This window comes from Pantoea sp. USHLN298, from assembly GCF_037149395.1.
Classification (GTDB): Bacteria; Pseudomonadota; Gammaproteobacteria; order Enterobacterales; family Enterobacteriaceae; genus Pantoea; species Pantoea astica.
This window is the reverse complement of the sequence record NZ_JBBCRO010000005.1, coordinates 300597-313838: the sequence shown is the minus strand read 5'-3', so window position 1 is coordinate 313838 and position 13242 is coordinate 300597. Positions and strand designations below refer to the sequence as shown.

Below are 13242 nucleotides of genomic sequence, written 5' to 3'. Positions count from 1 at the left end.
ACTTACCGCGCAGTTTTTTTTTGCTGTTAACGCGCGTTCAGAAATGCCAGCAGATCCTGGTTCAGTTGATCCTGATGCGTCACCGCGAAACCGTGTGGCGCATTGTCATAGACCTTGAGTTCTGATCCTTCAATCATCTCTGCGGCCACTTTACCGGTGGATTCAAACGGCACCACCTGATCGTTACTGCCGTGGATCACCAGCGTCGGCACATTGACTTTGGCGATATCGGCACGGAAATCGGTCTCGGAGAAGGCCGTGACGCAATCGACGGTGCTCTTCAGTGAGGCCAGCAGCGCAATGTTCAGCGTCTGGGTCAGCACGCCTTCCGAAACGGTCTGACCGGCATTAAGGCCGTAGAACGGCGTGGCGAAATCACTGATGAACTGCGCACGATCTTTCAGCAGGCCATCGCGGATACCAGCAAACACCGAGAGATCGACGCCCTGCGGGTAATCAGCAATTTTGCCAAACACCGGCGTTACCGCACCCAGCAGCACCAGCGCTGCCACGCGGTCTGTGCCGTAACGACCGATATAGCGCGTCACGTCACCGCCGCCCATTGAGAAGCCCACCAGCGTAACGTCCTGCAGATCGAGATGATTGATCAGATCGTTAATATCCGAAGCAAACGTATCGTAATCATTGCCGATCCAGGGTTGCTCTGAACGGCCAAAGCCACGACGGTCAAAGGCGATAACCCGGTAACCGCGCTCTGCCAGGAAATTCATCTGGCTGTCCCACATATCCGCATCCAGCGGCCAGCCGTGGCTGAAGAGTACAGGTTTACCGGTGCCCCAGTCTTTGAAATAGAGCTGGGTGCCGTCGGTGGTTTTGAGTGTGCTCATGGTATTGCCCTCTATGTGACGTGATGAATGAAAAGGTTGCTGTGCAGCCGGTCAGGCTGGTGCCACCAGGTATCGAACTTCAGGCGGATTTTCACCCTGATGAAAGGCGTTAACCCGACGCTGGATTTTTTGATCGTTCATGGTGTAGCGCTCTTTCTGGCGTAAATGTTCTACCCAGGAGCCGACCACAAAGGTTTCGACGAAAATGCCAGGCTGGAGAATATCTTCATACACGGACCAGTTGATGGCACCGCCCCGGCGTCGGACGCGTCGCATATCCTGCATGCAGACGGCAAAGGCATGGGCTTCATCAATATTAATCCGGTATTCGTAATTCACCATCACCGGACCGCGTTCATGACGAATATCCATCGCGGGGGCGTTAACGCCATCACCGATCATATCGAGATTCAGATCGGGGTCCTGATCCAGTCGCCAGCGCCACACCGTGCTGCTGGCCAGCACCATGCCGAGCGTGGCGATACAGAGTGAAACCGGGATGCTGAAGTGTGAAGCCAGCTGTCCCCAGAGCGTGCTGCCCAGCGTCATTGAGCCAAAGAAGACCGTCAGATAAACCGCCAGCGCACGGGCCTTAACCCATTTCGCTGCGCTGCGCTGCGCACCCAGGTTGAGGGTCGACAGCACCGCAATCCAGGCGAAGCCGGTAAAGAACTCAAAGGCATTCAGCAGCCAGAAATGACGCACAAACGCCAGCGCCAGCATGGTCAGAGCGAATAACAGGCTGGCCAGCACCATCAGCCGATCGGAACTGAAGCGGCGGCGCAACCGCGGCAACATCACCGCGCCGGTAATCGCGCCAATGCCGATACAGGCCAGCATAATGCCGTAACCGCCCGGACCGAGGCCGAGCTCCCGACGCGCCACCAGCGGCAGCAAAGCCCAGCCGGCGCTGCCGAACAGGAAGAAGGCGACCGTGCGCACCAGCACGTTGCGCAGCACCGGCGCAGCGTGAACATAGCGCAGTCCGGCGCGAACGGCCGGGAAGAAGTGCTCCGGCGGCAGGCGCTGGACGCTGGGTTCCGCCTTCCAGCGATAGAGCACCCACGTCACGCCGAGCACCGACAGCGCATTCAGCAGAAATACCATCCACGGGCCGGTAAAGGAGAGAATCAATCCACCCAGCGCCGGGCCGATGGCACGGCTGATATTGATGCCCAGCGAATTAAGCGCAATCGCCGGACCCAGTTCAGACTTGCTCACCAGATCCGGCACGATCGCCTGAAACGGTGGCGAACTCATCGCCGCACCGGTGCTGAGCAGGAAGGCGGCGGCCAGCAAAACCGTTGGTGTGACGTGGCCGGTATAGGCCAGCACCGTCAGCCCGGCGGCGGCGATAAAGGTCCAGAGCTGGGAGAACAGCAGGTATTTGCGGCGGTCAACGATATCCGCCATCACGCCTGACGGCAGCGCAAACAGAAACATCGGCAGGCTGCTGGCCGCCTGCACCAGCGCCACCGCCAGCGGGTCGGCGCTGAGCGTCAGCATGGTCCAGTTGACGCCAACATCGTTCATCCATGAACCGATATTGGAGACTACCGTGGCAATCCATAGCATCCGGAACACCGGCTGATGCAGCGGCTGCATCGGAGAAACAGCGCTCGCTTTCAGCGTGTCGCTGATCTCCTGATCCAGCTGGTGAATGTCATTAACCTGCGCCATGGCGCACCTCCCGTTGCGTGCTGGCACCCAGCCGCCAGTTGCCCGGCCCGGTTAACGCCAGGGTGGTGAAAATAATCAGCAGCAGCCAGCCAAACTGGCCTTCAGCAATCGACCAGCCGGGATGAACCACCAGCATCGCCACCAGCAGCACCGCAATGATCGGCAGGCAGGCGAGGCGGGTCCCCCAGCCGAGGATGATAAAGATCGGACAGACGACCTCGGCCAGAATTGCCGGTAACAGACTCATCATCGGACCCAGCCCGAACGGGTCCTCGATACGCGTCAGTTCTTCGCTGAAATGCAGGATCTTCGGCAGCCCGTGCACATGTAACAGCAACAGGCTGCCCGCCAGGCGCAGGAAGAACAGCCCCGCGTTGAGACGGGGCGGCTGAGTGAAAAAGGTCTTCATGATCAAAACGCGAAGCAGCTGCAGCCGAGCGCGCCCCAGAAGGCGTTATCTTCGGCGACCGGCACGCTGGAACCCCGCGCGATATCGTGCGAGTGGCTGTGTACGCCGCACGGACCGCTACAGTGGTGCGCAGCAGGCATCATGCCGACGCGGCTCTGGGCGACCGGCGGAGCGCTGCGGTAATGACCGGGCACGTTGACCACCGGAGACCACTCCGGCAGAACCGGAATCGCTGGTGGCGCTTCAGAGGTGAATGAACCGGCGGCATAGACGATGTTGCCATCGACCACGGTCAGCACCGATTCAATGCCTTTGATCTCCTCTTCAGGCACGCTGAAAAAGTCTTTGCTGAGTACGGCCATATCAGCCAGCTGACCGGCTTTGATCTGGCCTTTTTTACCCTGTTCACTGGAGAACCAGGCGCTGCCCTGGGTCCAGAGCATCAGGGCGGTTTCACGATCGAGACGGGCGTTAACGTCATACATCTGCATTCCGCCAACGGTGCGTCCGGATACCAGCCAGTAGAGCGCCGTCCACGGGTTATAGCTGGCGACGCGGGTGGCATCGGTGCCGAGTCCGACCGGGACGCCGGTTTCCAGCATCCGCGCGACCGGCGGCGTATGTCGGGTGGCCTCAATACCGTAGCGTTCGGCAAAATATTCGCCCTGAAACGCCATGCGATGCTGAACCGCGATGCCGCCGCCCAGCTCCTTGATACGATCGATATTGCGCTGCGTGACCGTTTCCGCGTGGTCAAAGAACCAGTGCAGCCCGTTAAACGGAATATCGCGGTTGACCTTCTCGAACACGTCGAGCATCCGGCTGATCGATTCGTCATAGGTGGCGTGCAGGCGGAACGGCCAGCGATGCTCGACCAGATGGCGTACCACGCGCTCCAGCTCATCTTCCATGCCTGGCGCTAAGTCCGGACGCGGCTCCAGGAAATCCTCAAAATCCGCTGCTGAGAACACCAGCATTTCGCCTGCGCCGTTGTGGCGGAAATAGTCGCTGCCCTGGCCCGGTGTCAGCATATCGGTCCACTTTTCGAAATCTTCCAGTTCGTGACCCGGCCGCTGGGTAAACAGGTTATAAGCGATGCGCAGTGTCATCTGCTTCTTCTGATGCAGTTCGGCGATCACTTCATAATCTTCGGGATAGTTCTGGAAACCGCCGCCCGCATCGATGGCGCTGGTCAGGCCGAGGCGGTTCAGCTCACGCATAAACTGGCGCGTGGAGTTAACCTGCTGCTCCAGTGGCAGCTTGGGACCTTTGGCCAGCGTGGCGTAAAGGATCATCGCATTGGGACGGGCAATCAGCATCCCGGTTGGGTTACCGTTGCTGTCGCGCTGAATTTCGCCGCCCGGCGGATTTGGCGTCTCTTTAGTATAACCGACCACTTTCAGCGCGGCGCGGTTAAGCAGGGCGCGATCGTAAAGGTGCAGCACAAAGACCGGCGTATCCGGCGCGGCTTCATTGATCTCATCCAGGGTCGGCATCCGGCGTTCAGCAAACTGAAACTCTGTCCAGCCGCCTACCACGCGCACCCACTGCGGCGATGGCGTACGCAGCGCCTGTTCTTTCAGCATCCGCAGCGCATCCGCCACTGACGGAACGCCTTCCCAGCGTAATTCCAGATTGTAGTTCAGACCGCCACGAATCAGATGCAGGTGCGAGTCGTTCAGACCCGGCACGGCGGTATGACCTTTCAGATCGACCACTTTGGTGCCGTCGCAGTGATATTCCATCACCTCTGCCAGCGAGCCGACCGCGACAAATTTACCTTCGCGGATGGCAACGGCGTCGGCAACCGGATTGCTGCGGTCCACAGTGTGAAATTTGCCGTTGGTTAATATCAGTTCTGCTTTACCCAGCGTAACCATAGATCCTCCTGAATGGGGTTGTCCGACTTGCAGCGGGACAGGAAGTGCGCTGCAGGGAGCAGGGCACGAATAGACCGGATTATGGTGAGTGGTCTGTTGGAGCGTCTAGTTATACGAAGGGATACCTATACCTTCGTATAGTTATACGCAGAGATAATAGTTTGCCCTCGCTCGCCGCCCTACACTGCGAACCAGACAGCCAGCGCAAGCCGCATTCCGGCGTGCTGCCCGTCCTTTTTGTTCCGTTACGGTTTACGGAAATCCAGTTACTTAACCTCTATGGGTGAACACATGTCCAACGCTAAACTTGAAGTCCTGACGCCACATAACAGCCAGATTATTTTCATCGACCAGCAGCCGCAGATGGCGTTTGGCGTGCAGTCAATTGACCGTCAGGTTCTGAAAAACAACACGGTTGCGCTGGCGAAAGCGGCCAAAGTTTTCAACATTCCCACCATCATCACCACCGTAGAAACAGAGAGCTTTTCTGGTCACACCTACCCGGAGCTGCTGGACGTGTTTCCGGGTCAGGACATTTTAGAGCGCACCTCAATGAACTCCTGGGATGACCAGAAAGTCCGTGATGCGCTGGCCGCCAACGGCAAGAAAAAAGTGGTGGTTTCCGGTCTGTGGACCGAAGTGTGTAACAACAGCTTTGCGCTGTGCGCGATGCTGGAAGGGGATTATGAAATTTATATGGTGGCGGATGCCTCAGGCGGTACCACCAAAGAAGCGCATGACTATGCCATGCAACGCATGATTCAGGCTGGCGTCGTGCCGGTTACCTGGCAGCAGGTGATGCTGGAGTGGCAGCGTGACTGGGCCAACCGCGATACCTATGATGCGGTAATGAATATCGCCAAAGAGCATTCGGGCGCTTACGGCATTGGCGTCGATTACGCCTACACCATGGTGCACAAAGCGCCATCACGTCAGAAGAGCGAGCATCGCACACTGGCGCCTGTTCACGCGCCTGTACGCTAAGTTGCGGGTGGCTGATCGGCACTTTGTGCCGGTCAGCACTGCCGCAAAACAGGAGCGGGATATGAGTCCACTACTGATTTCACTGGGTGCAGGCGTATTGATTGGCCTGCTGTATGCGCTGCTCAATGTCCGATCACCGGCACCGCCCGCGATTGCACTGGTCGGCCTGCTGGGTATGCTGCTGGGCGGCGCGCTGATGCATGCCTGGCTTCCGGCCTCCAGACCGGTGACCACGCTGCTGCAGCCGGCCGTTTCCGGCGATGCCACGTCACATCGGGTAGGCTAAAGATGATGAAATCTTACGCTATTTCTCTGATTGTCGGGTTGCTGGCCGGCGTAGTCTATGCCCTGATCGACGTTAACTCGCCGGCCCCGCCGGTGATTGCGTTACTGGGACTGTTTGGCATGCTGGTGGGTGAGCAGTTGATTCCACTGGGGAAACGCATCATTCGTCGCCAGCCGGTGACGCTGGCGTGGTTCCGCCACGAATGTGTGCCGAAAATCAGTGGCACACCGCCGCCGGGCGGCGATAAAGCACCCTAAGTTCTCGCAGACGGGAGGACTTTCAGAGGATAACTGCATGACGCTGTCACAGCGTATTGTCATTGTTGATGATGAACGCTCAGTCCGCAGTGGACTGAGTAATTTATTGCATTCTGACGGCTACACCACAGGATTATTTGAGTCGGGAGAGGCACTACTGGCCGATGACAATGCACTTTGTGATGCGAGCCTGTTGATTATTGATGTCGGGCTCAAAGGGATGAGCGGCTTCGAGCTTTTTACCCTTCTGAAACAGCGCCCCTCTCTGCCACCGGTCATTTTTATCTCTGCCGACCTGGAAGAGACCACCTTGTGGTATGCCATCGCGCTGGGCGCGCTGACCTTTTTCCGCAAACCGATTGAAGTTGATACCTTCCTGAACCTGATCCGCAGTGAACTGACGGCCGGGAAACAAGGCTAATCGATTCAGCCCCTGCCACGCTGCGTGTGACGGCGCTGCTGCCGGTCCCGGATCGTACCGGTATCGCGCCTGGTCGCGCCTGAAAATCACCTGTGCGGTAAAAGTGCACCGCTGCGGCGGGTCACCAGCCGCAGGCTGCCTCGCCTCAGCGGCGTCGGGTTTGGGCGATATTGAGCCGTTCTGCTGCCCGCACGAGATCAGACAATGAGCGCGCATTCATCTTTTCCATCACTCGCCGCTTGTGTACTTTGGCGGTAATTTCGCTAACGCCCATTTCAGCGGCGATCTGTTTGTTCAGCAGGCCGCTGATCGCCAGCAGCATCACCTCGCTTTCGCGTGGTGTCAGGGTCTGATGGCGCAGGGTCATCTCCCGTTTCTCCTGCGACGTCGCCATGTTCTGTTCAGCAATCCGCATCGCTTCGGAGACCGCCTGCAGGATACGGTCAGGATCAACCGGTTTGGTCAGAAACTCATAAGCGCCGGTTTTCATTGCCCGGACCGTCACAGGAATGGTGCCAAAGCCGGTTAAGAAAATGGTGGGGATGGTGTAACCGCGATCGATTAACACCTGAGCGACCTCAAATCCATCCGCGCCCGGCATATTAATATCCAGAATCAGGCAGCAGGGAAGCGGGGCAAAGTCGTGTGCCAGAAAATCATCTGCGGAAGAAAAAGAAATAACCTCGTAATTGTCTGAGCTGAGCAGATTGCTCAGGGCAGTGGTAACCGCGGCGTCGTCGTCAACGATATATACGATGTGATTCATAGAGATCTCATTCCAGCCAGTCAGAGAAGATTCACGTCTGGAGGATTTAATGTGATGAGCAGTTATTTCGTCTGTGCCTGTCAGCCACGGAAAACCGCCAGTGTTGATTGAATATTATCATAACAATTTTCATTATCATCTAATAATTACGTCATGGATGAAATTCAGATAACCAACTGAAAATAATGGTTAAATGATGAGCGAAAGCCGGAGTTCTCACCCGAATAATTGTGCTCTTCCAGCTAACAAGCCGTCATCAAAGCCGATTAAGACTGTCATCATTTCGTCATTTTTTTTAGGTCAGCAGAATAGTGCTGCCTGCAAAGCGAAATAATCCATAGCACCATTAACGGCCCGCAATTGTCAGGGCGAGGGTTTAATCGGGCATTCTGACAAAAAGAAGCAGCCGGTACGTCATTATTTTTTATTATGTCAGCGCGCGGCTGTGAGTGGCTGGTTTATTTGCCAATAAACCAGGTCCATTAATTCTTCATCTTAATCCCGCCTAATGGAACAATTAAGGACAAGGAATTTTTGCCAGCCAGCCGAGGCTCAGCCATCAATGCAGGTAAACGGCGGAAAGAGTCCGCCTCTGGCGGTGGTGCCATTGAGCAACAGTGCCTGTATAGTTACAACATACTATAAGTAATCTCAGTAACAGGATGAGCACCGCAGCCGTAAATGGTCGTAAAGGGAAAAATTCACTCCTGCTGCGCGTATCGGACCTATCCGTTTGTATAACTATCCATCTTCGACGCTGACCGGAATAATTGCTTCAGCCGGAAATAGCGCCGGCTGCGTTTCAGACACTTTCAGTGCAGAGGGCTTATGTGTGAGAAAGTAAGCAGTGAGGCGAAACCGCCTGCGCCTGACAGTCATAGCGTTAAGGCAATCGATGCCGTGGTCAGCGACATTCTGCCGTGGATTGAACAAAACCTGTTTGATGAACGGGTGCGGGTGAAAACCATCACCCGTAAAAGCGGCTACGGGCACTGGCATTTTCAGCGCGCCTTTCGCGACCGCACCGGTTACAACCTCGGGCAATATATCCGGCTTCGTCGGGTAATGCGTGCTGCGGTAGCGGTGATCGCCACCAACAAAAGCCTGCTGGATATCGCGGTCGAAAACGGCTTTAGCAGCCAGCAGAACTTTACCCGCACATTCCGTAAATATCTGCTCCTGACGCCAGGCGCATTTCGGGATCACTATGGACACGATCTGCCCGCCTGCGAACGTTACCTGGCCGAGCGGATCATTCCCGGCGCGGCGCCCTGGCTACGCGCTGCGCTGGCGGGGCATGAACATGGCACGGCTGTAAGCTGCGCAGCCTGATTGTCGCTGCGGTTCATGCGCGGGCACGTCGCTTTAACTTAATAAATCTAATCAAAAGAAACAGCTGCGTCGGTAGCGGCTGTCTGCTTTTCCCGCTTAGTAAAAAGTCATTACATTTTAAAAAAGTTTAGGATTCAGAGAGTAACCCCAATAAGCGTAGCGGTATCCGTGGCGTGGCTGTTAATCCTCACTAAGCTGAAGAGTCAACCCTATAAATACAGGGATATTTTTCGGCTGGAAGCTATTCGCAATGTCTTCATGAGGCTTATATGAGCGGAGAACACTGCACCATAATTTACAATGGTGAACGGTTAACCGGGTTAGCTGATCAACCCTTGATTGATTTTCTCGATGCGCAGGGAAAAAAACTGCCCCATGTCTGTTATCACCCGGCATTACCGCCTTTACAAAGTTGTGATGTCTGCTGGGTCGATGCCAATGGCGAGCGGGTTCGCGGCTGCACGTTGCGTACCCAGGAAGGATTAACGGTACAAAGCGAAGGCGAGGCGTTAAAAGCGGCGCAGCAGGAGGGGATGGATCGGATACTTAACCGCCACGAACTTTACTGCACCGTCTGTGAACATAATACCGGCGACTGCACGCTTCATAATGCGGTCGCGGATATGCATATTCCGATTCAGTATTACCCGCATCAGCCCAAGCCATACGCAAAAGATCATTCCAACCCGTTTTATACCTACGATCCTGACCAGTGCATTTTATGTGGCCGCTGCGTGGAGGCCTGTCAGAATGTAGAAGTGAATGAAACCCTGTCGATTGACTATACCCAAGCACACCCGCGTGTGCTGTGGGATGGCGGCACCGAGATTGCCGGTTCAAGCTGCGTCAGCTGCGGACACTGCGTCACGGTCTGTCCCTGTAACGCGCTGCTGGAAAAAACCATGCAGCCAGATGCAGGACCCTTTACCGCGATGGATGAGGGACTGAAGCGCCCGTTGATCGACTTCGTTAAAACGCTGGAAAACAGTATCGGCATGGAGCCGATTACCGGCGTGTCAAAAATTGATATGGCACTGCGCCAGGCTGAGATCAAACGGACCAAAACCGTCTGCACCTATTGCGGTGTGGGATGCAGCTTCGAAATCTGGACGCGCGATCGCCACATCCTCAAAGTGCAGCCGGTGGCTGAGGCGCCCGCTAACGGCATCTCCACCTGCGTCAAAGGCAAATTTGGCTGGGATTTTGTCAACAGCCCGGAACGTCTGACGACCCCGCTGATCCGTGAAAATGGGCGCTTCCGGCCCGCCAGCTGGGATGAGGCGCTGCAGCGCGTCGCGGAGGGTTTACGGCGGGTGGCAGAGCAGTATGGTGGCGATGCGATTGGTTTTATCGGTTCGAGTAAAGCCAGCAATGAAGAAGCCTATCTGACCCAGAAAATTGCCCGACTGATCTTCGGCACCAACAACGTGGATAACTCCTCACGCTATTGCCAGAACCCGGCGACCGAAGGGCTGTTTCGCACGGTAGGTTATGGCGGCGATGCCGGCACCATTCGCGATCTGCAGCAGACGGAACTGATCGTGATCGTTGGCAGCAATCTGGCTGAGAATCACCCGGTCATCGCTTCGCACATCAAGCAGAGCCACAAGCATCAGGGACTGAAACTGCTGGTCGTTGACCCGCGCCGTCATGAAATGGCCGAGCGTGCCGACCGCTACCTGCGAATCAAGCCCGGTACCGACCTGGTGTGGGCGTCGGCTATGGCCAGATATATGTTTGATCACGGCTATGCCGATCAGGCATTCCTGGCACAACGGGTCAATCAGGTAGAGGAATACCGTGCATCGCTGGCTCCGTTTACCCTGGCCTATGCTAGCGAAATCTGTGGCCTGAGTCTGGATGAGCTGACCGCAGCAGCAGAGATGATCGGTCAGGCAGGCAGCGCCTGTATTCTGTGGGCAATGGGGATCACTCAGCATAGCCACGGAGCAGATACCAGCACCGCCTTATCCAACCTGCTGTTGGTCACCGGCAACTACGGTCGGCCGGGTACCGGCGGTTATCCGATGCGCGGCCATAATAATGTGCAGGGCGCCAGTGACTTTGGCTGCCTGAGCAATGTCTATCCGGGCTATGAAAAGGTCAGCGATGCCGCGGTGCGCGAGAAATGGGCGCGAGCCTGGGGCGTTGCGCCTGAGGCGCTGTCTGACCAGCCGGGCGCGGACAACTTTAAAATGGTGCAGCACGCCCATGAAGGAAAACTGCGCGCCATGTACATCACCGGAGAAGAAACCGCCTTTTCCGATGCGGATTCCACCAATGTGCATGAAGCCTTCAGTAATCTGGAGTTCATGGTGGTGCAGGACATTTTCATGAGCCGTACCGCGGAGTTCGCGGATGTGGTACTGCCGGGCTGCCCCAGCGTGGAAAAAGAGGGCACCTTCGTTAATACCGAGCGGCGCATCCAGCACTTTTCACCGGCGATGGCACCGCTCGGTGACAGCCGGCCTGACTGGCAAATCTTTACCGATCTGGCGGCGCGTCTGGGCCATCCGTGGTATTACCCGAATCCGGGCGCGATCATGGCTGAAGCCGCGGGTATTGCGAAAATCTTTGCCGGCGTCAGCTATGAGAATCTGGTCGGCTGGCAGTCGCAAATCTGGCCGGTCAGCGCCGACGGCGAGAGTACGCCACTCCTCTATACCGAACAGTTCCACTTCCCGGACGGCAAAGCGCGGCTCTATCCCTTGCAGTGGCAACCGCCGGCGGAACAGGAAGATGCGGAATACAATTTGCTGCTTAACAATGGCCGGATGCTGGAGCACTTCCAGTCCACTAATCAGACCGGCCAGGGCGGGCGTTTCATGTCGCTGTCACCGAACGCGTTTGTCGAAATCTCGCCGCAGCTGGCTGCCGAACGTGGTCTGACGGAAGGTGAATGGGTTCGGATTGCGTCGCGACGTGGTTCGATCGATGTGCCGGTGGTGATCACCGATCGCGTAGCGGGCAATGTGCTGTTTATGCCGATTCACCACGGCAAAGATGGCGTCAATACCCTGACCGGTGAACATCATGATCCGGACGTCAACACGCCCGCCTATAAAGAGGTCGCGGTAAACATGAAACGTGTGGAGCGGCGTATCCAGCCAAATCCTATACCGTTACACAATTTTCGCTATGGCAAACGCACGCCGCTGGATCACCTGCCGGTCGAGCAAAAATGGCAGCAGGCTGGCTATCGCGAACCGCCTGAACATGTAGAAAAACCGGAGAAATTCTGATGGCTGAAAGGATGAAATATCAGGTCACGCCGACCCGGACTGAACCCACTGCCAGAGAGGCGATGGACGAGTTGATTGAAAATCTGCATCAGCATGGTTTTCTGCGGCTGGCGAACGATCTGGTCAAGTCGAACAGCGAGGTCAGCAAGATCCTGGTGTCCGGTCTGAACCAGCCCGGCACCCAGAGTGCGTTGCAAAACCTCTCACTGCTGATGATGACCTTAGGCAGCGTGCCGCCGGAACGGTTTAATCATCTGCTGCTCGCCCTGCGGGATGCGGCGATGGCGATTAAACCGGCCAGAGAAGAGGCTAACAGCGGGAAAGCTGCGCCAGGCATCCGCGGCATTATCCGGCTGCTCAATGATGATGAACTGTGGCGTGGCCTGAGCCCGGTTTTATCGGCACTCAAGGTGTTCTCACGGCAACTCGACGGCGAAGAGCAAAAGCCGATCACGCGCTTCAGCGGTAAGCGCAGCCTGGAGTAACCGCGTCAGAGGGTGCGCTTATCGCACCCTCTGCGATTCAGGCCGGTTTATAGATCAGATGTCCGGCTACGCCACCGGCACCGCCATCTTTAGGATGGTGGATGCCGTCGCTCACCGGCACATCGGTAAAATCAAACGGTGAAACCCCCGCCAGACAGGCAACGTTAACGCCATACTGGTCAGGCTGTGAGCGGCTCTGATGGAAGGTATAAATGCCGCACACTGAACAGAAGTAGTGGCCAACCTGTTTGCTATTGAAGCGGTATTCGGTGAGCTGATCTTTGCCGCGCGTCACCTCGATTTCACGGGCAAATACCACCACAGCGCCGCGCATCCGACAGAACGAGCAGTTACAGCGCCGTACCGTATTAAATCCATCCTTCAGCGTTACGCTGAACGCCACTGCACCACAATGACATTGTGCTGACATCTCATTTTGCATGGTCAACTCCTGAACCGTCCGGACATCCGGATATAAAAATATAGGCCATGATGGTCTGTTGTGGGGAATACCGAATATTGCTTCGCCTGCCGCCGCATTGATTGCCAAAGCGTTTCATTTCTCCCACTGCTCTTGCTTTTTTACTGATCTGGATCGTGGTAAATCCTGAGCTGTCATGAAAAGGTGATTTACCTTCGGCCTGATAATAAC

General features: G+C 56.3%; 13 protein-coding genes. 7 read left to right on the top strand and 6 right to left on the bottom strand.

Annotated elements, in window-relative coordinates; translation table 11 throughout:
* Positions 1-26: 26 nt before the first annotated feature.
* Genes WFK59_RS14975 through WFK59_RS14960 form a run of 4 tightly spaced genes read right to left on the bottom strand, consistent with a single transcriptional unit; the run spans position 27 to position 4817 of the window.
* On the bottom strand, positions 27-848 hold the full coding sequence (locus tag WFK59_RS14975; RefSeq protein ID WP_336756199.1) for an alpha/beta fold hydrolase: 822 nt from the start codon (positions 846-848) through the stop codon (positions 27-29).
* A gap of 51 nt (positions 849-899) precedes the next feature.
* The gene (locus WFK59_RS14970; protein ID WP_336756198.1) at positions 900-2528 is read right to left on the bottom strand and encodes an MFS transporter; all 1629 of its coding nucleotides are present in this window, start codon (positions 2526-2528) and stop codon (positions 900-902) included.
* A complete protein-coding gene (locus WFK59_RS14965; protein ID WP_336756196.1) occupies positions 2515-2937 on the bottom strand; it encodes a DoxX family protein in 423 nt (140 codons plus the stop codon). The genes WFK59_RS14970 and WFK59_RS14965 overlap by 14 nt, the downstream gene beginning before the upstream one ends.
* 2 nt (positions 2938-2939) lie before the next feature.
* The gene (locus tag WFK59_RS14960) at positions 2940-4817 is read right to left on the bottom strand and encodes an amidohydrolase (RefSeq protein WP_233988719.1); all 1878 of its coding nucleotides are present in this window, start codon (positions 4815-4817) and stop codon (positions 2940-2942) included.
* Between the two features lie 291 nt (positions 4818-5108).
* On the opposite strand from WFK59_RS14960, the gene WFK59_RS14955 reads away from it, so the two are divergent.
* The 4 genes from WFK59_RS14955 to WFK59_RS14940 all read left to right on the top strand — a co-directional run bounded on the left by WFK59_RS14955 (position 5109) and on the right by WFK59_RS14940 (position 6765).
* On the top strand, positions 5109-5801 hold the full coding sequence (locus tag WFK59_RS14955; protein ID WP_233988720.1) for a hydrolase: 693 nt from the start codon (positions 5109-5111) through the stop codon (positions 5799-5801).
* A gap of 61 nt (positions 5802-5862) precedes the next feature.
* Positions 5863-6087, top strand: coding sequence for a DUF1427 family protein (locus WFK59_RS14950; RefSeq protein WP_233988721.1), 225 nt, complete (start codon positions 5863-5865; stop codon positions 6085-6087).
* A 2-nt stretch (positions 6088-6089) separates the two neighbouring features.
* Positions 6090-6344 (top strand): XapX domain-containing protein, encoded by a 255-nt coding sequence (locus WFK59_RS14945; protein ID WP_233988722.1) that lies wholly within the window; start codon positions 6090-6092, stop codon positions 6342-6344.
* Between the two features lie 37 nt (positions 6345-6381).
* Positions 6382-6765, top strand: a complete 384-nt coding sequence (locus WFK59_RS14940) for a response regulator (protein ID WP_233988723.1) — start codon at positions 6382-6384, stop codon at positions 6763-6765.
* A 145-nt stretch (positions 6766-6910) separates the two neighbouring features.
* Here the strand turns inward: WFK59_RS14940 and WFK59_RS14935 are convergent, their stop codons facing one another.
* Positions 6911-7531, bottom strand: a complete 621-nt coding sequence (locus tag WFK59_RS14935) for a response regulator transcription factor (protein WP_233988724.1) — start codon at positions 7529-7531, stop codon at positions 6911-6913.
* An 828-nt stretch (positions 7532-8359) separates the two neighbouring features.
* Here WFK59_RS14935 and WFK59_RS14930 point away from each other — a divergent pair.
* From WFK59_RS14930 to WFK59_RS14920, 3 genes are all read left to right on the top strand, one after another.
* A complete protein-coding gene (locus WFK59_RS14930; protein ID WP_233988725.1) occupies positions 8360-8863 on the top strand; it encodes a helix-turn-helix domain-containing protein in 504 nt (167 codons plus the stop codon).
* Between the two features lie 269 nt (positions 8864-9132).
* A complete protein-coding gene (gene fdhF, locus WFK59_RS14925) occupies positions 9133-12105 on the top strand; it encodes a formate dehydrogenase subunit alpha (RefSeq protein ID WP_336756192.1) in 2973 nt (990 codons plus the stop codon).
* A complete protein-coding gene (locus WFK59_RS14920; protein WP_233988727.1) occupies positions 12105-12590 on the top strand; it encodes a DUF1641 domain-containing protein in 486 nt (161 codons plus the stop codon). The genes fdhF and WFK59_RS14920 overlap by 1 nt, the downstream gene beginning before the upstream one ends.
* A gap of 37 nt (positions 12591-12627) precedes the next feature.
* Here WFK59_RS14920 and WFK59_RS14915 read toward each other — a convergent pair whose 3' ends face one another.
* Positions 12628-13032 carry a GFA family protein gene (locus WFK59_RS14915; protein WP_336756190.1) on the bottom strand — a complete coding sequence of 135 codons (405 nt, stop codon included), beginning with the start codon at positions 13030-13032 and terminating at the stop codon, positions 12628-12630.
* Positions 13033-13242 lie beyond the last annotated feature (210 nt).

Bases quoted from the DNA above. Each gene is read 5' to 3' on its own strand.
- WFK59_RS14955 (WP_233988720.1), top strand. From the start codon at position 5,109: ATGTCCAACGCTAAACTTGAAGTCCTGACGCCACATAACAGCCAGATT.
- WFK59_RS14920 (WP_233988727.1), top strand. From the start codon at position 12,105: ATGGCTGAAAGGATGAAATATCAGGTCACGCCGACCCGGACTGAACCC.
- WFK59_RS14965 (WP_336756196.1), bottom strand. From the start codon at position 2,937: ATGAAGACCTTTTTCACTCAGCCGCCCCGTCTCAACGCGGGGCTGTTC.
- WFK59_RS14970 (WP_336756198.1), bottom strand. From the start codon at position 2,528: ATGGCGCAGGTTAATGACATTCACCAGCTGGATCAGGAGATCAGCGAC.
- WFK59_RS14935 (WP_233988724.1), bottom strand. From the start codon at position 7,531: ATGAATCACATCGTATATATCGTTGACGACGACGCCGCGGTTACCACT.
- WFK59_RS14945 (WP_233988722.1), top strand. From the start codon at position 6,090: ATGATGAAATCTTACGCTATTTCTCTGATTGTCGGGTTGCTGGCCGGC.
- WFK59_RS14960 (WP_233988719.1), bottom strand. From the start codon at position 4,817: ATGGTTACGCTGGGTAAAGCAGAACTGATATTAACCAACGGCAAATTT.
- WFK59_RS14950 (WP_233988721.1), top strand. From the start codon at position 5,863: ATGAGTCCACTACTGATTTCACTGGGTGCAGGCGTATTGATTGGCCTG.
- WFK59_RS14930 (WP_233988725.1), top strand. From the start codon at position 8,360: ATGTGTGAGAAAGTAAGCAGTGAGGCGAAACCGCCTGCGCCTGACAGT.
- WFK59_RS14940 (WP_233988723.1), top strand. From the start codon at position 6,382: ATGACGCTGTCACAGCGTATTGTCATTGTTGATGATGAACGCTCAGTC.
- WFK59_RS14975 (WP_336756199.1), bottom strand. From the start codon at position 848: ATGAGCACACTCAAAACCACCGACGGCACCCAGCTCTATTTCAAAGAC.
- WFK59_RS14915 (WP_336756190.1), bottom strand. From the start codon at position 13,032: ATGCAAAATGAGATGTCAGCACAATGTCATTGTGGTGCAGTGGCGTTC.
- fdhF (WP_336756192.1), top strand. From the start codon at position 9,133: ATGAGCGGAGAACACTGCACCATAATTTACAATGGTGAACGGTTAACC.